16 protein-coding genes and 1 other RNA gene are annotated in these 22,204 nt (G+C 43.4%); 14 read left to right on the top strand and 3 right to left on the bottom strand.

Translation table 11 applies throughout. The features are described from left to right. The first annotated feature begins 112 nt into the window (after positions 1–112). From A5295_RS01925 to tuf, 13 genes are all read left to right on the top strand, one after another. Positions 113–1,954, top strand: coding sequence for a penicillin-binding protein 2 (locus A5295_RS01925; RefSeq protein WP_012914402.1), 1,842 nt, complete (start codon positions 113–115; stop codon positions 1,952–1,954). 42 nt (positions 1,955–1,996) lie between these two features. After that, the gene (locus tag A5295_RS01920; RefSeq protein WP_004108517.1) at positions 1,997–3,022 is read left to right on the top strand and encodes a hypothetical protein; all 1,026 of its coding nucleotides are present in this window, start codon (positions 1,997–1,999) and stop codon (positions 3,020–3,022) included. 91 nt (positions 3,023–3,113) lie between these two features. Further along, complete coding sequence (murF, locus tag A5295_RS01915) at positions 3,114–4,703, top strand: UDP-N-acetylmuramoyl-tripeptide--D-alanyl-D-alanine ligase (protein ID WP_033888465.1); 1,590 nt, start codon at positions 3,114–3,116, stop codon at positions 4,701–4,703. Between the two features lie 78 nt (positions 4,704–4,781). Then, complete coding sequence (gene mraY, locus A5295_RS01910) at positions 4,782–5,885, top strand: phospho-N-acetylmuramoyl-pentapeptide-transferase (protein WP_004108513.1); 1,104 nt, start codon at positions 4,782–4,784, stop codon at positions 5,883–5,885. A 24-nt stretch (positions 5,886–5,909) separates the two neighbouring features. Continuing rightward, a complete protein-coding gene (gene murD / locus A5295_RS01905) occupies positions 5,910–7,511 on the top strand; it encodes a UDP-N-acetylmuramoyl-L-alanine--D-glutamate ligase (protein ID WP_064621569.1) in 1,602 nt (533 codons plus the stop codon). Between the two features lie 433 nt (positions 7,512–7,944). Beyond that, positions 7,945–9,192: a putative peptidoglycan glycosyltransferase FtsW gene (locus A5295_RS01900; RefSeq protein ID WP_231875273.1), complete on the top strand. Its 1,248-nt coding sequence runs from the start codon at positions 7,945–7,947 to the stop codon at positions 9,190–9,192. Positions 9,193–9,242: 50 nt separating this feature from the next. Then, positions 9,243–10,442 carry a glycosyltransferase gene (locus tag A5295_RS01895; protein WP_064621567.1) on the top strand — a complete coding sequence of 400 codons (1,200 nt, stop codon included), beginning with the start codon at positions 9,243–9,245 and terminating at the stop codon, positions 10,440–10,442. After that, positions 10,442–12,004, top strand: a complete 1,563-nt coding sequence (murC, locus tag A5295_RS01890) for a UDP-N-acetylmuramate--L-alanine ligase (protein WP_064621566.1) — start codon at positions 10,442–10,444, stop codon at positions 12,002–12,004. Before A5295_RS01895 ends, murC begins: the two co-directional genes overlap by 1 nt. A 52-nt stretch (positions 12,005–12,056) precedes the next feature. Next, positions 12,057–13,295: a cell division protein FtsQ/DivIB gene (locus tag A5295_RS01885; protein ID WP_064621565.1), complete on the top strand. Its 1,239-nt coding sequence runs from the start codon at positions 12,057–12,059 to the stop codon at positions 13,293–13,295. A 267-nt stretch (positions 13,296–13,562) separates the two neighbouring features. After that, positions 13,563–13,934, top strand: a complete 372-nt coding sequence (rpsL, locus tag A5295_RS01880) for a 30S ribosomal protein S12 (RefSeq protein ID WP_003813881.1) — start codon at positions 13,563–13,565, stop codon at positions 13,932–13,934. A 3-nt stretch (positions 13,935–13,937) separates the two neighbouring features. Further along, the gene (gene rpsG, locus A5295_RS01875; protein WP_012914396.1) at positions 13,938–14,408 is read left to right on the top strand and encodes a 30S ribosomal protein S7; all 471 of its coding nucleotides are present in this window, start codon (positions 13,938–13,940) and stop codon (positions 14,406–14,408) included. A 42-nt stretch (positions 14,409–14,450) separates the two neighbouring features. Next, complete coding sequence (gene fusA, locus A5295_RS01870) at positions 14,451–16,580, top strand: elongation factor G (RefSeq protein ID WP_004107409.1); 2,130 nt, start codon at positions 14,451–14,453, stop codon at positions 16,578–16,580. A 168-nt stretch (positions 16,581–16,748) separates the two neighbouring features. Further along, positions 16,749–17,948, top strand: coding sequence for an elongation factor Tu (gene tuf / locus A5295_RS01865; RefSeq protein ID WP_004118785.1), 1,200 nt, complete (start codon positions 16,749–16,751; stop codon positions 17,946–17,948). Positions 17,949–18,661: 713 nt separating this feature from the next. Here the strand turns inward: tuf and A5295_RS01860 are convergent. Both A5295_RS01860 and A5295_RS01855 read right to left on the bottom strand, forming a co-directional pair. Then, positions 18,662–19,408 (bottom strand): Bax inhibitor-1/YccA family protein, encoded by a 747-nt coding sequence (locus A5295_RS01860; protein WP_004108493.1) that lies wholly within the window; start codon positions 19,406–19,408, stop codon positions 18,662–18,664. A gap of 184 nt (positions 19,409–19,592) precedes the next feature. Continuing rightward, positions 19,593–20,402: a GTP pyrophosphokinase family protein gene (locus A5295_RS01855; RefSeq protein ID WP_004108491.1), complete on the bottom strand. Its 810-nt coding sequence runs from the start codon at positions 20,400–20,402 to the stop codon at positions 19,593–19,595. A 142-nt stretch (positions 20,403–20,544) separates the two neighbouring features. On the opposite strand from A5295_RS01855, the gene miaA reads away from it, so the two are divergent. Continuing rightward, positions 20,545–21,558 carry a tRNA (adenosine(37)-N6)-dimethylallyltransferase MiaA gene (gene miaA, locus A5295_RS01850; RefSeq protein WP_064621564.1) on the top strand — a complete coding sequence of 338 codons (1,014 nt, stop codon included), beginning with the start codon at positions 20,545–20,547 and terminating at the stop codon, positions 21,556–21,558. 68 nt (positions 21,559–21,626) lie between these two features. Here miaA and ssrA read toward each other — a convergent pair. Beyond that, positions 21,627–22,023: a transfer-messenger RNA gene (gene ssrA / locus A5295_RS01845) on the bottom strand. Positions 22,024–22,204 lie beyond the last annotated feature (181 nt).

Below are 22,204 nucleotides of genomic sequence, written 5' to 3'. Positions count from 1 at the left end.
ATAACTCAAAACAAACAAATAACTCAAAACAAACAAATAACTCAAATAAAACTCAAAAACAAGACCAACAAAATCGTCAATATCAACAGAAAGCAAAACAGGAGAAACATTGATGCGCCACTTAATCAAACAACGTTTCGCTCCTCAGCAGATATTTGCGCGTAAGTGCACCGTAATTGCAATTGTTTTTGCGTTAATTGGTGTTGGTGCAATAGTAAAGCTAAGTTTTATACAGATTATTAATGCTCGCTCAACTGCACAAGCAGCTCAGGCTGAGCGTAGTCGTGTGCGACCAATTCTTGCACGTCGTGGGCGCATACTTGATGCTAATGGTGCTGTGTTGGCTCAAAGTGTTGAGCGATTTAATATTATTGGAGATCCACTTAATGCTCAGGCTTTTGTTCCGACTCCTTGCACAAAACAAACCGAGCATAACTGTCATATGCTTAATGGCAAGCCTGTAGAAGGCACGGGCGCTGTGGCGGTCGCCCGTTTGCTTGCTCCGATTTTGCACATGAGTTCTGTAGAACTTGGTGGAAAACTGGCTGGCGTTGGTCGTTACGTTTTATTGAAACGTAACGTGACTCCTGCAATGAAACGTGCCATTGACGATTTGAATCTTTCTGGGTGTATTTATGCAGAGAACAGTAGTGAACGAGTATATTCAAGCGGACCTATTCTTGGATCTGTTATTGGTGCTGTTGCTAATGCCGATGAAGTTAATCGTAAAGATATTAAAGATCGTAAAGGTGAGGTTGGTGTTACTGGTCTTGAATTTACTAAAGATGCAACTTTGAATGGCGTGGACGGATATCAGCGTTATCAAGGTAATAATGCAGGAAATGAGAAAATTCCTGGTACTGTAACTGAATCTAAGCCTGCAATCAACGGAAGTGATGTTAAGCTCACAATCGATAGCGATGTCGATTGGTATGTTAAAAAAGTTTTGCTTGATGGCAAGAAAAAATATCATGCAACTTGGGGTATTGCAATAGTGCAAGATGTTCGTACTGGCGAAATACTTGCTTTGGAAGATACTGATGAGATTAAAGCTGGAACAACGCAAGCTAAGGTGAATGTTTCTAGAGCTGTAAGCCAAACCTTTGAGCCTGGTTCTATTGGTAAAGCTTTCTCAATGTCTGGAATGTTACAAACTGGTGCGCATAAGCTTACTGATAAATTTGCTGTTCCTAATACTCTTAATAAGAACGGTCAAGCATTCCATGATGCTGTTAGCCATGGTGTTGAGCGTTGGACATTAGCTGGTATTCTTTCGGAATCTTCTAACGTCGGTATGGTTATGGCTGGTGAAAAATATCCGATAGATAAACGCTATGAGTATCTTTATAAATTTGGTCTTGGTCAGTACTCGGGATTGAATTTGCAAGGAGAATCTTGTGGCTTGCTTCCTAGCGTTCAAGCTTGGGATGGTCGTAAGAAAGATACCGTTCTGTTTGGTCAGGGTTATGCTGTGAATGCTTTGCAGCTTACTAATGCGATTGCAACTATTGCAAATAAAGGCGTTAGGTTGCGTCAGTCAATAGTTAAATCCGTTATAGATTCTAATGGTAGAGTTACGAAGTCTCCTCGTCCTGCAGGAACGCGCGTTTTGGATGAAAATGTTGCTGCACAAATGATGAATGCTTTGGAAAATTCTGGTGAGCATTATCACAGATTTGCTGGTGTCGATGGTTATCGTGTTGCTGCAAAGAGTGGTACAGCTGAAGTTGCTGGCGCTGATGGTAAACTTAGCTCTACAATCAGCGACTGGTCGGGTGCTATACCAGCGGATAATCCTCGCTTCGTCATAACAGTTGTTTTGCGTGATCCACAAGGTATTTATGGTGGTATGACTGCAGGTCCACTGTTCAAAACTATTGGAGAATTCTTAATGCAAAAGTATGATATTCCAGCTTCTTCTCCACGCACAAATCCTGTTCCTGTGAATTGGTAGTGTACGCATTACAATGTTGTTATCTATAAAGTAGGGTGTGCAATGAGTGCGGTTGATGAATACTCTAGAATTAGAGTGACGCTAGGTTTTGCTGCAAAAAATTATGGTTTTGAAGTTGTTCCTGCGTTTGCTTCAGAGGTAACTATTACTTCTATTGCTCATGATGTGCGTCATGTGCGTCCTGGTGGATTATTTGTGCCAATTGGTCATATCGATCGTCGTCAGCTTGAAGCTGCACGTGATGCTGGGGCATATGCTGCATTAGTTTCACCAGAATTTCGTGGTGAGGCTGCAGATTTAGGTCTGCCTTTGCTTGTTTCTTCTGCTAATCCAGTTGCTTTGGGCAAGCTTGCTTGTGATATTAATGCAGATCCTTCTTCATGCGTTGCAATATTTGCGATTGCTGGTGACGATGATGATGAGATCCATGCTAATGTTTTGCGATTAGCTGATTTTTTGCATATGTTAGGTAATCCTGTTGGTGTTATTAGTGATGCTGGATCTACTTCATTGCAGCGCGAATTGTCTTTGCAATATCCTTTAAATATTGCAGATGTACAGCATGCTTTATCTGTGTGTGCAGAAGATGGTGCTGCAGCTGTTGTTATTGCACTTAATTCTGCAACTTTAGCTAAGAACGCGTTACAATCCGTCAGTATTGATGTTCTTGGCGTTGAGCAAACTCAGAATGAAAGCAATTCTGGCGCAGGGTCTGATTCTCAATCTGATGCTAAGTCTAAAGATAGTTCTGATACTAATTCTGAATCTAAAGATGCAGCCTCAAATGTGAAAGTTAGTGCAAAGGCATCTTCTTCACCGCTTTACCCGGCATATGCAACCGGCATGAGTTTTTATGCGTTGCGTCAACGTTATGGTTTTTCTGGAAGAGAGCACGCTTATTGTGTTACTAGATCGGCTGAGTCTGACGAATTAGCTGAATTAGCGGATCAAATTGGTGGCAATGATGTGCAGCGGCATCTTTCATTATCTATTGCAATGGTGTTAGCTGCTGGTGTTCGTCGTGGGACTATTAAAAGTGCGCTGCGAGTTTCGCATGAACTGCACTGAATTATGCTGATTTCATTCGAGTTTTCAAATAAATTAATTGCGTGAGTTTTGTTTAAGAGCTTTTAATTATGTGGCTAATTTGGAGGATGTTATGAGTTGTGTTGAAACTTCGTGTGCCAGCAATGCTGAGAGTTTAGATCATGCCGATATGATGCCTATGAGCATAAGCGAAATTGCTAAAGCTGTTCATGGGGAAATACACGAGTTTAATAGTTGTGACACAGATTTAGTTGCAAATTCCGTTTTTAGTGATTCTCGTCAAATCCGTAACGGTTCTGTGTTCGTAGCTATAGTTGGTGAACATGTTGACGGTCATGATTATGTAAAGAATGCTGAAAAATCTGGAGCTGTTGTAGCTATTGTTGAACATGTTGTCGAAGGCACTAATCTCAATCAAATAGTTGTGAATAATTCTATAGAAGCGCTGGGCTTGCTAGCTAAACATAATTTGGAACTTCGCCGCAATCTTAACAAACCTTTCACTATTATTGGTATTACTGGTTCCGTTGGCAAAACAACAACGAAAGATATGTTGAAGGCTTTGTTGAGCACGCTAGGCGAAACAGTTGCTCCTGTTGGATCTTTTAATAATAATATTGGTTTGCCTCTTACTGCTTTGCAAGTTGGCAGTAATACTCGATTTTTAATAGCAGAAATGGGAGCTAATCATGTTGGCGAAATTGCCAATTTAACTCATATTGCTCCTCCGGATCTCGCAATAGTGCTTAAAGTTGGTGTGGCTCATTTAGGTGAATTTGGCTCAGTTGAGCGCATTGCGCAAGCAAAAAGTGAGATTGTGCGTGGGCTTTTGCCACATGGCATAGCAGTATTAAATTCCGACGATAAGCGAGTTTCTGCAATGTCTTGTCTTGTAGAAAATAAGCATGTGCGCTGGTTCGGTAGAAATGTTAAAAACGGATTGCTGGAATCAGCTAGTAAAGATGACTACCAACTTTCAGCTAGTAATATAAAGTTAGATTCTTTTGGTAAAGCAGTTTTTACTACCACTGAACGTAGTAATTCTTCTGATCTAATGAATCATATTGAAGTGCATCTTGCTATACAAGGCGAGCATAATGTTATGAATGCGCTTGCAGCAGCAAATGTTGCTAGATATTTGGGAATGACTTTAGATGATATTGCTTCTGTGCTGTCTAAAGTTTCGCATATTAGCCCGCATCGCATGCAATTGAGTACAGTTTCTAAGAATGACGAGAAATTTACACTTATTGATGATTCCTTTAATGCAAATCCTGATTCTATGAAAGCAGGAATCGATGGTTTGTGCGCCTATGAAAATGATTCTTGTAGTGCATCTTCGAAACCTTTCCGTATAGCGGTTCTTGGTTCTATGTTGGAGCTTGGCAGCAACGAAGATGAATTGCACACAAATATTGGAGAATATGTGGCAAATTCGAGTGTCGATGCAGTTGTTGCTGTTGGTTCAAAAACGGACTCTGACTTAGATAAATTAGCTCACTGTATTGCTCAAGGTGCACGTTCTTCTTGGAATAATAAACTACTTTCTTCTCACGATGCAGTCTACTTTGTGCACAGTGCGGATGAGGCTGATGATATTGTTTGGAAAATTGTGGCCGAGCATCCGAGTAGTGTTGTGTTATTGAAAGGCTCTCATGCTTCAGGCTTGAGTGTGCTTGCTGAACATTGGGCAAATATTTAACTGCTCGATGCTCAATATAAGTGTGAAATTAATAAATTAAGTATTATAGCAAACGGAACAGTAAACGGAGGTTAAGCGGTGATTGCGCTTATTGTAGGAATTGTGGTGTCGCTCGTAGTTACGATTGTTGGCACGCCTTTGCTTATTCGTTTAGTGCATCGTTTGCACTACGGTCAGTACATTCGCCAAGATGGACCACAATCTCATTTAGTAAAGCGCGGCACGCCAACTATGGGCGGTGTTGTTATTAACTTTGCTGTAGTAGCAGGTTGGGCTGCTTCTGCTCTTTATAGATATGTTTCTGTTGGTCGCTCGCCTTCATGGTCTGCTGTTTTGGTGCTGTTTGCAATGCTTTCAATGGGTTTGCTTGGCTTTATTGATGATTTTGCTAAGGTTCGTAAAAAGCAGAATCTTGGTCTTTCTGTACATGCGAAGTTTACTGGTCAAATTATTTTTGCAAGTATTTACGCGCTTTTGTCATTGCTATTGCCAACTCAATCTGGTATTGCTAGCGCTCAACCTGGAATGAGTTTTATTGAAAAACCATTTTTTGATTTTTCTATACTCGGCAACGGTGTAGGAATTGTAGTATTTATTGTTTGGGTTAATTTCCTTATTGCTGCTTGGTCTAACGCTGTAAACTTGACTGATGGACTTGATGGTTTAGCTTCTGGATCTTCTATGATTGCTTTTGCTGGTTACGCTTTGATTGCTTTCTGGGAAAGCTACCATGTGCGCGGAGGCGGTCATTTCGGATTCTCTTACGCTGTTTCTGATCCTCTCGATTTAACTATTATTGCTGTTTGTGCTGCTGTTGCTTGCTTTGGATTCTTGTGGTTTAATTCGAATCCTGCTCAAGTATTTATGGGAGATACTGGTTCGTTGGCTTTAGGCGGATTATTTGCAGCTCTTTCTATTGCAACTCACACAGAGTTTTTGGCTGTGATTTTGGGTGGATTATTTGTAATGGAAGCTGCAAGTGACGTTATTCAAGTTGGATTCTTTAAAGCTACGCATAAGCGTGTGTTCAAAATGGCTCCTATTCATCATCATTTTGAATTGCTCGGCTGGACGGAAACTAAGGTTGTTGTGCGATTCTGGATGATTGAGCTTATGTTTGTGCTTTCTGCACTTATGATGTTCTACGCCGATTGGGCAGGGCATTCTGGCTTGCTTATTTAATTTCAAAAATTGGAAGGCTTCAATATGAATATTGTCGATGGCAATGAAGTATCTGTTTCGTCTGAATCTACTTGTAAGTCGTGCACAAGCGATAAAGCATTTGCTTTTAAGCGTGTATTAGTTGCAGGTCTTGGAGTTTCTGGTCGTGGCGCAGCTGAGGTTTTGTGCGCTGTTGGATCTGAGCCTGTGACTGCAGACGAAAATAAGCCTGATGCCGATATACATGATTTTTCAGCAATAGACTGGTCTAAAATCGATGCTGTTGTTACATCTCCAGTATTTAACCCTCGCACGCCATTTTTGCAAGAAGCTGCATCGCGCAATATTCCAATAATGAGCGAAGTTGAATTAGCATGGCGCTTGCGCGTACCTTCTAAGCGCACGAATAAACCTGCTTATTGGATTGGCGTTACTGGCACAAATGGTAAGACTTCTACTACAGAAATGACTTCTGCAATGCTAACCGCTTGCGGATTAAATGCTCCAGCTGTGGGAAATATTGGAAAGTCTGTGTCACATGCTGCTTTGGAATGTGAGCATGATGCCTTATGTGTTGAATTAAGCTCTTTCCAATTGCATTTCACTGATTCTTTAGCTCTTGATTGTGCTGCTATTACTAATATTGCTGCTGATCATTTAGATTGGCATGGTGGCATGGAAGCGTACGCTCGTGACAAGTCAAAAGTATTTAATAATGTGCAAAAAGCTTTGGTTTACAATGCTCAAGATGAGCGTGTAAGCAAATTGGCAGATTGTGCACAAGTTGCTGATGGCTGTAAAAAGATTGGTTTTACGTTAGAAGAGCCTAAAGATGGTGAAATTGGCGTAAAAGATGGTTGGATTGTCGATAACAGCGGTGTTGCTGGAGGAACTAAAGGCACTCTAAAACCTATTGTCGAATTGCGTGAGCTAAAACATCTGTGCGAGCCTGATGGCAGTGTGTATCCGCATTTATTAGCTGATGCTCTTACTGCGTTAGCGTTAGCTTTAGGTTTAACTGGTGACGTAGATTCTTCAGTTCGTGCTTTACGCGAGTTTGCTCCTGGAGGTCATCGCATTCAAACAGTTGCGACTTTGATGTCTGAAGATGAAAATCCTTCGCATTGTATTAGATTTGTAGATGATTCTAAAGCAACTAATGCTCATGCTGCTTGTGCATCTTTAGCTAGTTTTGCTAATAATTCGGTTGTTTGGATTGCTGGCGGTTTAGCTAAAGGTGGTCATTTTGAAGATTTAATTGCAAACCAACTTCATGTGATTAAAGCAGTTGTTGTTATTGGAATAGATCAACGTCCAATTGTTGAAGCTCTTCACAGTTCAGCTCCTCACATTCCAGTAACTATTGTTTCACAGGATGGTTCTTGCGCTAAATCATATGATTGCGTTGATGACTTAGTTTGTGAGTATGTTGAGAATACTTCGCTTGTAAATCCTGATTCTTCATTCGGTGAGACTGTTATGCGTCAAACTGTAGAAGCTGCTGGGCGTTATGCTAAGCCTGGTGATGTTGTTCTGCTTGCTCCTGCTTGTGCCTCTATGGATCAATTTGTTTCGTACGCCGATCGCGGCAATCGTTTTGCTAAAGAATCTCAACGATGGGTGCATAATCATGGTATTCAACAGTAATAAGCCTAAAAAGTTTTTGCGTTCATTAGCGTGCAAAGTCTCAGAAGTTATTATGGAAGATCATATTGAAACAGATTCAGATTCTTCTCATTCTTCCCAAAAGCAAAAATTTGAATCTTTTAAAAAATCTATTAGAACTTCAGCAAGTAAAGTAGGCGAGTCCGTAAGCAAAGCAGGAGCGTATGCAAGCAAAGCGGGTAAGGAATTAGGCAAATCTGTAGGAAAGTCTGTAAGTAAGTCCGTAAGTAGTTCTGTTACTAAAGTTGGCAAATCTGTAGGTTCTTCTTTAAATGAATCTGTAAAATTTGTAAAAGATGTAAAGAAGTCGAAAGCTGCGAAACCAGCGAAACCAGCAAAGCTAGCGAAACCAGCAAATACAGTAAAGCCAGCAAATACAGCAAAGCCAGCAAATACAGCAAAGCCGGCAAAGTCAATCAAATACGCAAAATTAGCGCATACTGTATCTGGAATATTTTCCTCGAAAAAAGACTACTCAAAAAACTCGTTAGAGCGCAAAACTCAAGATTCAGAATTAAAGAAATACGTTGGCTTGCGCAGTTTAACTAACCCACTGTGGTGCTTATACGGCATGAGAGTATCAGTGGTTATACTGTCGATTTTCGGCTTATTTATGGTGTTTTCTAGTTCTTCAGTAACTATGATCACCTACGGAATTGCACCTTGGGGTCAAGGCGTAAACCAAACAATGTATTGCGTTTTAGGCTTAATTGGCTATATTTTCGCTTCTCGACTTCCAGTTACAGTTTATAGACGATACGTTGCTGTTATTTACATTATTTCTGTTATTGCACAGTTCTTAACATTTGTTCCAGGTTTACGACGTGAAGTTAATGGTAATGCTGGTTGGATTGCTTTCGGCCCTATGACTTTGCAGCCTGCAGAAATTACAAAACTTGCATTATGTATTTGGCTTCCAGTAGCTTTGATTGCTGCAAAACAAGCATATGAGCGTGTGCAAATGCGCGCGTATATTCCTGTAGCAGCAGGACTTGGCGTATCGTTGTTGCTTGTTATTGCAGGTAAGGATCTTGGTACTGCTTTAATTATTATTCTTATTGCACTTATAGCTTTCTACTTAGGTGGATTCCCAACAAAATGGCTTGTTGGAAGCATATTTATTGCTTGCATAATGGTTGCTCTTTTGGTTTTAACAAGCCAAAATCGTATGCGACGTATTCTTGCTACTTTGCACGGATGTGATGCAAAATCAGCTAAAGGCGTTTGTTTCCAAGCAATTCACGCTCAATATGCAATGGCTTCTGGTGGACTATTAGGCGTTGGCATCGGAAACTCTCGTGAAAAATGGAATTATTTGCCTTACGCTCACAATGACTTTATTTTCGCTATTATTGGCGAAGAGATGGGCTTTTTGGTTGCAGCAGCAGTGATTTTGCTATACGTAATTATTGGTTGGTGCATACTATCTTCAGCATTAAAAGCGAAATCGCAATTTATTTCAATCACATTAATGTGTATTGCAACGTGGATTGTAGGCCAAGGATTAGTTAATATTCTTGTTGTTGTGCAAATACTTCCGGTTATGGGAGTGCCTATGCCGTTTGTGTCCGCAGGTGGTTCTTCGCTTGTTATGTGTTTGGTCGCAATTGGCGTAGCTGATGGTCTTATGCGTTCCAATCCGCAACTTACTATATCGAAGTAGTAAGTATTTACAACTTTTTATAATATGAAAGTTATAACAAGGGTAGTGAAATGAAATTTGATAATGCTATTGAGCATGAAGTGCATATTGTTCTTGCAGGCGGGGGCACTGCAGGTCATGTCAATCCTTTGCTTTCTGTCGCAAACGCTATTAAAAAGCTCAATCCTGAAGCGTTAATTAGTGTAATTGGCACAGAAGTTGGTTTGGAAAAAAGTCTTGTTCCGAATGCAGGGTACGAACTTGACACTATAGAAAAAGTGCCGTTCCCGCGTAAGCCAAATCTAGATGCAATTAAGTTTCCAATTCGATGGATGCGCGAAAAACGCAAAGTGCGAAATATACTAGCCGCTAGAAAAGCAGATATAGTAGTGGGCTTCGGTGGCTATGCTTCTGCTCCAGTATATTCTCAAGCTCATGCGCAGCATATTCCTATTGTGATTCACGAGCAGAATGCTAAATCTGGAATGGCAAATCGCTTGGGCGCAAGTTGGGCTGATGCTGTTGGAACAGTTTATGGGAATACTGATTTGCGCACACGAAAAGGTGTCAAAGTTGAAAGAGTTGGTTTACCTCTTAGACCTGCTATTTCTCAATTGTGTGAAAGATTAGAAAAAGATTATGATTCCGCTCGCGTTGAAGGTGCGCAAAAACTTGGCGTTGACCCTAAACGTCCAATTATTCTTGTTACTGGCGGATCTTTGGGTGCAAAAAGCATAAATCAAGCTGTTGCTGCAGCAGCAGGAGATATTTTAAAACATGCGCAAGTAATTCACTTAACTGGTCGCGCAAAAGCGGAAGAAGTGCGAAATATAGTTGCAAAGCAAGTAGGCGAATCGCAAATAAATGATATTAAACCAGAGCATGCTGGTTGTGGCGATTATCATATTGCAGAATATTTAGAGCGTATTGATTGGGCTTTTGCTTGTGCAGATTTAGTTATATGTCGTGCAGGAGCTGGAACGGTTGCAGAAATTTCTGCACTTGGCTTACCTGCTGTATACGTGCCATTGCCTATTGGCAACGGCGAGCAGCGTTTCAATGCTGAGCCTGTAGTAAATGCAGGGGGAGCATTAATGGTAAATGATGCTGATTTCAATGCGAAGTGGTTTATAGATGAAGGATTAGCTTTATTGCAAAACAAAAAGCAATTACAAGCTATGCGCACTAAATCTTGGAATTATGGTATTCGTGATGCTGCAGACGTTATGGCGAAGCGTATTCTTGAAATCGCAAAAGAAGGCAGAAAGTAATGACTAATCTTAATAGCAATACAACTTCATCTCATAACAACATTGATTTAAACCCAGTAAAATCAGCGTTTGATGATTCGCAAACTATTTCAAAACTAGGGCGAGCGCATTTTATTGGCATTGGCGGAGCTGGAATGAGTGTTCTGGCAGAAATGTTGCATGAAGAGGGAGTAAGCGTAAGCGGTTGCGATCGTGAAGCAAATGATCACACTCAACGCTTGGAAGAATTAGGTATTGAAGTAGAAATTGGACAAAGTGCTTCACATGTTGAGCATGCAGATGTACTCGTGTATTCAAGTGCTATTAAACCGAGCAATCCGGAGATTATGGCAGCACATGAGCGCGGCATAAAACTTGTTCATCGCAGCGATATTCTTGCGTTATTATTATCTGCAAAAACTGGTGTGACTGTTGCTGGAGCGCATGGTAAAACAACTACTAGCTCACTTCTTTCTCATATATTAACTGTGGCTGCAGTAGGCGATTTGGCTGATCCAAGCTACGCAATCGGCGGATCTATTCAAGCCGCAGACGGAACAGTTTTAGACGGCGGTCATGCTGGCAATGGAATTGTTATGGTTGCTGAAGCTGACGAATCTGACGGAAGTTTTGAAAAATACAGCCCAAGTATTGCAATCGTAACAAATGCTGAAGCAGATCACTTGGATCATTACGGCTCTAGTGGACGATACAGAGAAGCATTTGTTGAGCACGTAAGTCACGCTGTTAATAACGTAATAATTTGTGCAGAAGACGAAGGTGCTAGAAAAGTACTTGAAGCTATGCCGGATAATATTTTAAACAAAACAATTGCTTACGGTAATTTGGATACTTGGAGCCTAAAACTCAGCTCGCGCGTACAAAAATTAGCTATGTTCGCAAGTATTGAGCATGAAAATGAGCAAGCTGTAAGTGGTCGCGAAATGTTTACGCTTGTATTGCCAGAAAAAATTTTGGATGAACATGCTAAATGTTCGAACAAGGTGCAAGTTAGCTTGTTAATACCAGGTTTGCATAATGCGCTTAATGCTTCTGCAGCGATTGTTGCTGCAGTATTGCTCGGTATGAATCCAGAAGATGCGGCTCGTGGTGCAGAAAGCTTCCGAGGTGCGTCTCGTCGTTTTGATATTCGTGGATGTGTTGATGGTGTGACAGTTGTGGACGATTATGCTCACCATCCAACTGAAATAGCTGCATTATTGCGCGCTGCTCGAAGAAAGTACACTTCTTCTACTCTTCGCGTGCTGTTTCAGCCTCATTTGTTCTCCAGAACGCGGGCTTTTGCTAGTGAGTTTGCAAAATCTTTGGCTCTTGCAGACGATGTAATTGTTACAGGAATTTTCCCAGCTCGCGAAAAGCAGGAAGATTTTCCAAATATTAATGCTGAAACTATTGTTAAAGCTGCAAAATCGCAGAATCTTGATGTAAAAATTGAAGCGGTTGACGATATGCGCGAAGCTGCGTTGAAACTGGCTTCGCGTGCAAAATCTGGTGATGTGCTGCTTACAGTTGGTGCAGGAAGTATTACTGCTATGACGTCTGTTATGCTAGAAGCATTGTAGTGCTTTGAAATTAAGCGATTAAAATATAAATAGATTATTACGAGAGGTAATTATGGGTCGCGTGAGGTCAAGCAAATCGTACGATGCTGATGCAAATAATTCGCATCGTCGTACCGTTTCAAGTCTTAATATTGCGCGTACTGAAGAGTCCCGTAGTAATAAATCCAGCAGCATTACGTCTCGTAGCAGTGCGTCTCGTAGTGCTGAATTGCTTAATAATGAATTGCGTAGTGGTGTAGCTCGTGGTGCGAAATCTAATATCGGAAAATCTAATATAAAAAAATCTAGTATCAAAAAAACGCGTGATGAAAAAATTCATATTTCTAAACCTAGATCTGCTTCGTCGTTGCGCAAAGACCAGCGTTTTCAAAGGCATATAATCAGCCAAAACACATCGCAAATACGAGTAGCTGATATCAATGAAAAAAATCATCAAGGTAAGTTTGTTGACGCTAGACTTTTGCCGAAGCTTGATTTTGTAAGAAAAACTTTAAGTCAAACTTCTGGTTCTCTTGGAATGATTACTCGTCCTAGAATAATTAATTTTCGAGAGCGTTTGAAAGAACGTAAATCTGCTTATTTGCAATTTACTGTTAAACGAATTCTTGCAATTCTTGCAGTGATTGCTTCTGTTTCAGCGATTGTTTGGTTTTTATTCTTCTCGCCAGTTTTTCTTCTTAAGTCTAACGATATAAGTATTTCTGGTTCTAACGAGTGGGTGAGTGAGCAAAAAATTGCTTCAATTGCGTCAACTCAGGTTGGTAAATCGCTATTTTTAGTTTCTTCTCAAGAAGTAATTAACCAACTTAACGATATTCCTGGTGTAACTGAAGCAAAAGTTTCTAAGAATTTCCCTAATGGTTTGCATGTTTCTGTACATGCGCAACGTCCTGCAGCAATGCTCAAAACTCGAGATAGCAATAAATTAACTGCTGTTGACGCTAAAGGTCGCGTGTTAAATGCCGTAGCTCAAGTTCCAACGCAAGGAATACCTGTTATTGAAGTTTCAAATGTTCAAAGAAGCTTGAATAATAGAGCGGTACTTGAAGCTGTAAAAATTGTTAGTTCACTTTCGGAATCTTTGCGAGCTAGAGTTACGAAAGTTAGTGCAAAAACTCAAGATTCTGTCGAAACAGAATTAGGGGATGTTAAAAAAACTATCATATGGGGCAATTCGTCTCAGATTGAGTTAAAGAAAGCTATTGTTGCCAAGATTATTGATGATCCTAGTAAAATTGGCAATAAACGCAGCTTAGATGTGTCTGCTCCTGTGCGTCCAATTCTTAAATAGAGTTTTAAAACTTTATTAATTGCATTGTCAAGATTAGGTGTATAATAGTAACTCGTGTGTGCCAACAGCATGCCTTATGTTATAGGCGTGTTGGTTGGGATATCCCAAGTGCCAAAGATAGCGCGCAGTAATGTGTGGCTGGAGGTGCGAGGGCCATCGGGCCGGTGGACTGTGGCTTTTACTCTTTAACCGATTCTTTGGTTATGGTGTGCTGCAGTGTGGCGGTTTTCACCAAATAGAAGATAACAATGAATCGGAGAACTTAAGTTGCCTACGATTGAACAACTTGTCCGTAAAGGACGTCAGGCCAAGCCGAAAAAGTCAAAGACTTTGGCCTTGAAGGGTAGCCCGCTGCGTCGTGGCGTATGCACCCGTGTATACACCACCACTCCTAAGAAGCCAAATTCCGCGCTTCGTAAGGTTGCTCGTGTGCGCCTCAGCTCTGGTATTGAAGTAACCGCCTATATTCCAGGCGAAGGTCACAACTTGCAGGAGCACTCCATCGTGCTCGTGCGTGGTGGCCGTGTGAAGGATCTCCCAGGTGTGCGTTACCACATCGTGCGTGGCGCATTAGATACCCAGGGTGTCAAGGACCGCAAGCAGGGTCGTTCCCTGTATGGAGCAAAGAAGGCGAAGTAAAACATGTCACGTAAAGGACCTGCAAAAAAGCATCAACTGCTTCCTGATCCAATCTACGGCTCGACCGTCGTGGCTCAGTTGATTAACAAAATCCTTCTCGATGGTAAGAAGTCCATCGCAGAAAACATCGTCTACACCGCTCTTGAGCAGGTGAAGGCAAAGACCGAGCAGGAGCCAGTTTCTGTATTGAAGCGCGCTCTTGATAACATTCGTCCAAATCTTGAGGTTCGTTCTCGCCGCGTTGGTGGTGCAACTTATCAGGTTCCAGTCGAAGTTAAGCCTGCTCGCGCAAACACTCTTTCCCTCCGCTGGCTTACTGACTTCTCACGCGCTCGTCGTGAAAAGACTATGGCTGAGCGCTTGGCCAACGAAATTCTCGATGCCTCCAATGGCTTGGGTGCTTCCGTGAAGCGCCGCGAGGATACCCACAAGATGGCAGAAGCAAACAAGGCTTTTGCTCACTATCGCTGGTAATCCACAAGATAATCGGTATCTTAAAGAGCTAAGGATAAGAATATGGCACAAGATGTGCTTAACGACCTGAATATGGTTCGTAATATCGGCATCATGGCGCACATTGATGCTGGTAAGACTACTACCACCGAACGTATTCTTTACTACACTGGTAAGAACTACAAAATCGGTGAAACTCATGATGGTGCTTCTACCATGGACTTCATGGCTCAGGAGCAGGAGCGCGGTATTACTATTCAGTCTGCTGCAACTACCTGCTTCTGGAAGCGTCAAACTCATGACGTTGATGACCGCTATCAGATCAACATCATCGATACCCCAGGTCACGTGGACTTCACCGCTGAGGTGGAACGTTCCCTTCGCGTGCTCGATGGTGCTGTAGCAGTCTTCGATGGTAAGGAAGGTGTGGAACCTCAGTCTGAAACCGTGTGGCGTCAGGCTGATAAGTATAGCGTCCCACGTATCTGCTTCATCAATAAGATGGATAAGCTTGGCGCTGATTTCTACTATTCCGTCAAGACCATCAAGGAGAAGCTCGGTGCAACTCCACTCGTTATTCAGCTTCCAATCGGTGCTGAAAACGACTTCGTTGGCGTTGTTGACTTGATTCGTATGAAGGCTTACGTCTGGAATGACGTTAAGGACGATATGGGTGCTCACTATGACACCGTTGACATTCCTGAAGATTTGCAGGAACGTGCAGAGCAGTATCGTGCTGAACTTATGGATCAGGTTGCTGAAGCTGACGATGAGCTGGTTGAGAAGTACCTCGAAACTGGCGAACTTACTGAAGAAGAAATGCGCGCTGGTATCCGTAAGCTTACCATTGAGCGTAAGGCATTCCCAGTAACTTGCGGTTCTGCATTCAAGGATAAGGGTGTTCAGCCAATGCTGGATGCTGTTGTCGACTTCCTCCCAAGCCCAGAAGATGTTCCATCTATTAAGGGCTTCAAGCCAGGCGACGAATCTGTTGAAATTGACCGTAAGCCAGTTAATACAGATCCATTCGCAGCATTGGTATTCAAGATTTCAACCCATCCATTCTATGGCAAGCTCGTGTTCGTGCGCGTTTACTCTGGCGAAGTAAAGCCAGGCGATTCCGTGTACGATTCCACGAAGTCCAAGAAGGAACGCGTTGGTAAGATTTTCCAGATGCATGCTGATAAGGAAAATCCTGTAGATTCAGCTGAAGCTGGTAACATCTACACCTTCGTTGGTTTGAAGAACGTCAGCACTGGTGATACTTTGTGCGACGAAAAGAACCCAATTTCTTTGGAATCCATGACATTCCCAGATCCTGTTATTGAGGTTGCTGTGGAGCCAAAGACGAAGGCTGATCAGGAAAAGATGAGCTTGGCTTTGGCTAAGCTTTCTGACGAGGATCCTACATTCCAGGTTAAGACCGATGAGGAATCTGGTCAGACTTTGATTTCCGGTATGGGCGAGCTTCAGCTTGACATTATCGTTGATCGTATGCGTCGTGAGTTCAAGGTCGAAGCGAATGTTGGTAAGCCACAGGTTGCTTACCGTGAGACGATTCGTAAGGCTGTTATGAACCAGGAATACACTCACAAGAAGCAGACCGGTGGTTCTGGTCAGTTTGCAAAGGTTTTGATGAACTTCGAACCTCTCGACACAGAATCTGGCGAAACCTACCAGTTTGTCAACGAAGTTACCGGCGGTCACATCACCAAGGAATTCATTCCTTCAATCGATGCAGGCGTGCAGGAAGCTATGGAATCCGGCGTTTTGGCTGGCTTCCCAGTTGTGGGTGTAAAGGCAACCGTCACCGACGGTCAGACTCACGATGTCGATTCTTCGGAAATGGCCTTCAAGATCGCAGGTTCCATGTGCTTCAAGGAAGCTGCTCCTAAGGCTAATCCGGTAATTCTCGAACCAATTATGGCTGTCGAAGTCCGTACTCCAGAAGAGTACATGGGCGACGTCATGGGCGATTTGAACTCTCGTCGCGGTAACATCCAGTCTATGACTGATGCCACTGGCGTGAAAGTTATCGACGCCAAGGTGCCGCTGAGCGAAATGTTCGGCTACATTGGCGATCTTCGTTCCAAGACTCAGGGCCGCGCAATGTTCACCATGCAGATGGACTCTTACGCGGAGGTTCCGAAGGCCGTTTCGGACGAGATTATTAAGGCTCAGCGCGGCGAATAAAGCGCACGCTACTTCGGTGTTTTCTGTCCCCGGTCAACGCTAGAATTTCCTACGTTGACTGGGTTCTGGCACCGAAGTGGCACCTAACCCAGAAACCCAGTAATATGTAGCGAAAGACCTCTCACAAATGTGTGAGGCAAACTACGAGACGTCCAGGAGGACAAACACATGGCAAAGGAAAAGTACGAGCGTACTAAGCCGCATGTTAACATTGGTACCATTGGTCACGTTGATCACGGTAAGACTACCTTGACCGCGGCTATTTCTAAGGTGCTGCATGGCGAGTATCCAGATCTGAACCCTCAGTATGACTTCGATCAGATTGATGCCGCTCCAGAAGAGAAGGAACGCGGCATTACCATTAACATCGCACACATCGAGTATCAGACCGCTGAGCGTCACTACGCTCACGTGGACGCTCCAGGCCACGCTGATTACGTGAAGAACATGATCACCGGTGCTGCTCAGATGGATGGCGCAATCCTCGTGGTTGCTGCTACCGATGGTCCTATGGCTCAGACCCGTGAGCACGTTTTGCTCGCTAAGCAGGTCGGTGTCCCGAAGATCCTCGTTGCTTTGAACAAGTGCGATATGGTTGATGATCCAGAACTTATCGACCTCGTCGAAGAAGAGGTTCGTGACCTCCTCGAAGAAAACGGCTTCGATCGCGACTGCCCAGTCATCCGCACCTCTGCTTACGGTGCTTTGCACGATGACGCTCCAGATCATGAGAAGTGGGTAGAGACCGTCAAGGAGCTCATGAAGGCTGTTGACGAGTACATCCCAACCCCAACTCACGATCTTGACAAGCCATTCTTGATGCCAATCGAAGATGTGTTCACCATCTCCGGTCGTGGTACCGTTGTCACCGGTCGTGTTGAGCGTGGTAAGCTCCCAATCAACACCCCAGTTGAGATCGTTGGTTTGCGTCCAACTCAGACCACCACCGTTACCTCCATCGAAACCTTCCACAAGCAGATGGATGAGGCCGAGGCTGGCGATAACACTGGTCTTCTTCTCCGTGGTATCAACCGTACTGATGTTGAGCGTGGTCAGGTTGTGGCTGCTCCAGGTTCTGTGACCCCACACACCAAGTTCGAAGGCGAAGTTTACGTCTTGACCAAGGACGAAGGTGGCCGTCACTCGCCGTTCTTCTCCAACTACCGTCCACAGTTCTACTTCCGCACCACCGACGTCACCGGCGTTATCACCTTGCCAGACGGCGTTGAGATGGTTCAGCCAGGCGATCACGCAACCTTCACTGTTGAGTTGATCCAGGCAATCGCAATGGAAGAGGGCTTGACCTTCGCAGTTCGTGAAGGTGGCCGTACCGTTGGTTCCGGTCGTGTGACCAAGATTCTTGCCTAGTATTTTTCTAACTGAAAAATATTAGCTAAGGCTTAATAAAGACCCCGCGAGGAAACTCTCGTGGGGTCTTTTGTTGTATGTGCTTGTTTTATCAGCGTGACGACCTGCTTGAGCGCTGCGATTTAGCGCGCGAAAGCAACTCGGAGCGCCGAGCTTGCTCAGGGTTGAAAGCACAGTGTGCTTTCAACGCAAGCGAGGTCTGCCTTCGTCAATAAAAAGACGAAGGCAGGGCAGATTAGTGGGGTAGTGTTCTCTTGTTTTGAGTGTTTTGGTGGGTTTGGAGCTCCAATCGCGGGATTTGATGCTCACGTTGGCGCGACGACCTGCTTGAGCGCTGCGATTTAGCGCGAGAAAGCAACTCGGAGCGGAAACTCGCTTAGGTTGGAAGTCCGGGGGACTTCCAACGCGAGTTTCGTAAGCGAGCGCGTTACCCACGTGAGCGCCACTGTTTTTTCGTTACTGGTGCAGTTTGTGTTCTGTGTTAGTGTCTCATTTTGCTTGTTTTGGGACACTGGTGCAGATTGCGTACTGTGTTAGTGTCTGTCTCTGGTAGGTGATTTGAGAAGTGTGTGAGAGATGGGTGTTAGTAACGCTCGGCACTGTTAACGCGTTCGCGTTTGGAGTACAGAGAGCATAATAAAACCCTGCCAAATACTAATCTGGCAGGGTTAAATAGCTAAGCAACTAACACACGTATGTTAGTTTTAGTATTGCTAATCTCTATTATCTCCAAGCAACTCTAGCAAGTAGATGAACATGTTAATGAAGTCCAAGAACAGTTGGAATGCGCAGAAAATAGATACTTTCTTAACCATTTCAGGCTGATTTTCATATTGTGCAAGTAATGCGCGAGTTTGCTGAGCATCGTAAGCTGTTAAACCTGCAAAAATAACGATGCCAATTCCAGCCATAAGACGCATTGTTCCAGTATCTTGCCCAATAAACGAAATAATAATTTGCGCAACAACGAATACAAGTAATGCAACCATTAAAATTGGACCAGCTTTAAGCAAATCCTTTTTTGTAGTAAGTGCAAGCATTGTCAAGCACAGGAAGAATCCTGCAGTTAAAGCAAATACTAATGCCACAGATCCAAGGCTAAATACTTGAAAGACTGAGCTTAAAGTAAATCCTGTTAAAGCAGCATAAGCATAGAACAAAACTCGTACTGTTGTCTCACTCATTTTCATTAAGCGTGTTCCAAGAACAACTGCTATCACAACCTGAGCAATTGCCAACATTATCCAACCCCATCCGCGGGTTGCAAACATAAATCTAAGCCAGAAATTACCGCTCTGAGTGAACAGTGCCACAAGAGTTGTAACAATCAATCCAAGCGTCATTTCGCCATAAGTGCGTCCTACTGAAACTCTTTTTGCTTCTTCAAAAGCATATGTTGCCTGAGTGTCAATAACTTCAGGAGCACCGCTTCTGTAATAATCTTGAGTAAAGTTTGTCATTATTTCTCCTTAACAGCTATGAAATAAAACGCTGTCAAGACAACGTTCTCACATAATTATAATTAAAGCATCTGGGAAAATGCTAAAAAAATACAGCATAATTTATACGTTCGTACAATAAGCTGGTTTTAGTCTTGCATAAGATTACGCCTAATATGGCATAAGCTTGCGCTTCGTATTGATATTATGCCTTACTATTAGGTGCTTCTTCAACTTGAGGAGCACCATTAATATCGCGGTGAATACCTTGCATTTGTGTTTCAATATTTTGCAAGCTATGCGCGCAATCGAGCAAAGTTTGAGAGTGCTCAGCCAACTTTGCATCCGGCAAACCGGCTTTGTATCTTAAAGCGTGCTCCAAGCTAGCCCAATAATCCATAGCAATAGTTCGGAATTGCACTTCAACTGGCGTGTAGTGTGCTCCAGAAGACAAGAACACAGGAACTGCATAAATTACGTGCAAACTGCGGTATCCATTAGGTTTTGGATTCTTAATATAATCCTTAACTTGCAATACTTGAATGTCTGTTTGTTTAGAAAGATATTGCGCTACAGAATACACATCGTCGCAGTAGTTGCAAATTACGCGAATTCCAGCTACGTCGAAAAGATTATCGCGTATAGAGCGTGTGGAAATATCTAGATGACGCCTTTGCAGTTTCTCAAAAATTGAGTGCACTGATTTAAGACGACGCTCCATGTGATGAATTGGGTCGTGAGAGAACCGCACCTGAAATTCGCTATCTAGAATCTCGAGCTTCGTACTTATTTCGTACATTGCTCCTTCGTAAATTTGCATCATGTTTACAAATTCGTCGATTTGGTCTTCAGGAAGCATAAGCGAATTAGTTTTGCCGCATTGGGAGCAATTTTGTTGGTTTTTTGTATTGTCAACATTGCTGCTAACGTTGCTGCTTTCATTAGCTGCTTCGTTGCTATGAAGACGCGCATAGAGTTCTGCTGCGTTTACGCGGTTATGACGATCAAGTATCACGTCTTTTAATAATACTATAAAAACTGCTAAACGTCTGGGAGTGCGTATGTAAATGTAATATTCTTTGCAAAGCGTGATATAAATATCTTAGGTAATTGAGCGCAAGCAAAATCTAGCAAAGTATTTTGACGAGGAGTGTATTTTGTCTGAAAATAAGCAGGATAATATTCCTAAAGTAATTTCAATAGTTGGTCCTACGGCTTCAGGCAAAACTAGTCTTGGTATTGCGCTTGCGAAAAAATTAGCTGAGCGTGGGATTCGTGCGGAAATCATCAACGCAGACGCGTATCAAATGTATCGTTACATGGATATTGGCACGGCTAAGGCGAGTGCGCAGGAGCAGGCGGAAGTACCACACCATTTGCTTGACATAATTGATCCTGAAGAAACGATGACGGTTGCGCGATTTCAAGTTTTAGCCAGGCAGTGTATTAGTGAGTTGCAATCGCGTGGTGTGAGGCCGATTTTAGTTGGAGGATCGGGATTGTATGCTCGTGCTGCTGTGGATGATATTACATTTCCAGGCACGGATGAGTCTATTCGTGCAGCTTTGGAGGAGCGCGAGCGCAAAGAGGGAGCGAGTGCGCTGTTTGATGAGTTGCAACAAAAGGATCCGGTTGCTGCGGCTCATATGGATGCGCGCAATCCGCGACGTACAATTCGCGCGCTTGAAGTGATTGAGCTTACGGGAAAGCCTTATTCCGCAACGCTTCCGAAGTATAAGTATGTGATTGATTGCGTGCAAATTGGCTTAGATTTGCGTCGTGAAGATTTAGATAAGCGCGTGGATTTACGTACGCAAATTATGCGTGAGCAGGGTTTTGTGGATGAGGTGCGCGCGATTCGAGAGCGATTGGGTGTGACTGCAGCTCGTGCTCTTGGCTACCAGCAGATTATGGATTATTTGGATGGCGTGTGGAGCGAGGATGAGGCTTTTGCGGATATTGCACAAAAAACTCGACGACTTGCACGCAAACAAATGGGTTGGTTTGGTAGGGATGCTCGCATCCACTGGTTGGACGCGTTGCGACCGGATCTTGCGGAAGCTGCGCTCGCGATTGTTGCTGCTGCGGATGCGGGGGAGTTTGATTGCAATAGTTCTGATGCTACTGAGCACGCTACTCAGCACCATCTCGGAGATGCTTTCGAAGCTTAACTTAAATCTTGGAAACATTGGGGTTTACTACAAATAACGCCACTGTTTAAGCAGTGGCGTTATTGCGTTTGTGGAGTCGCGGGGAATTGAACCCCGGTCCGGTGACCGTACCCTCGGTCTTCTACGTGCGTAGTCTGCTGGCCGCACGGCAGTTTTTCTGCCCCCATGTTATAGCAGACAATTCATGGCGAGCATATCTACAGTCAAAGTCCCTGAATTGCCCTGCAGCTCGGCAATTCAAGCAAGTCTTCTCATGACGTTCAGCACCACTCCGAAGACGTGAGTGGGTGAACGGAGCAGCTGCTCACTGGTTAATCCTGGCGCGAAGCTCAGGCAGCGAGAGCGAACTCAGTGCGATTAGATTTAGCACTTATTCTTTTGCGAAAGGACGTTTACGAGTGGACTTCCGCATTCTCGGCACGCTTCCCCGCGGCGAACAGATCGCCGTCGAAACCGATCGACCCCTTTTGATTTTTCAAACAATCGTTGCACTAGAGCACACGTTTTTATATTGTATCATATTTTAATGCGACGAATTGCTTGAGTGCTTATTTCTCACGGAATAGCAGTTCGCCTAACGCATGATGATATGGGCGCCCTCACTGAGCTTATTCCTAACGGCATAGTCGTTCGGATGATTTTTTTT

Origin of the sequence: Gardnerella sp. 26-12 (assembly GCF_001660745.1) — a bacterium.
Taxonomy (GTDB): Bacteria; Actinomycetota; Actinomycetes; order Actinomycetales; family Bifidobacteriaceae; genus Bifidobacterium; species Bifidobacterium swidsinskii.
The sequence above is the reverse complement of the archived record's forward strand: the minus strand, read 5'-3'. Positions and strand labels throughout refer to the sequence as shown.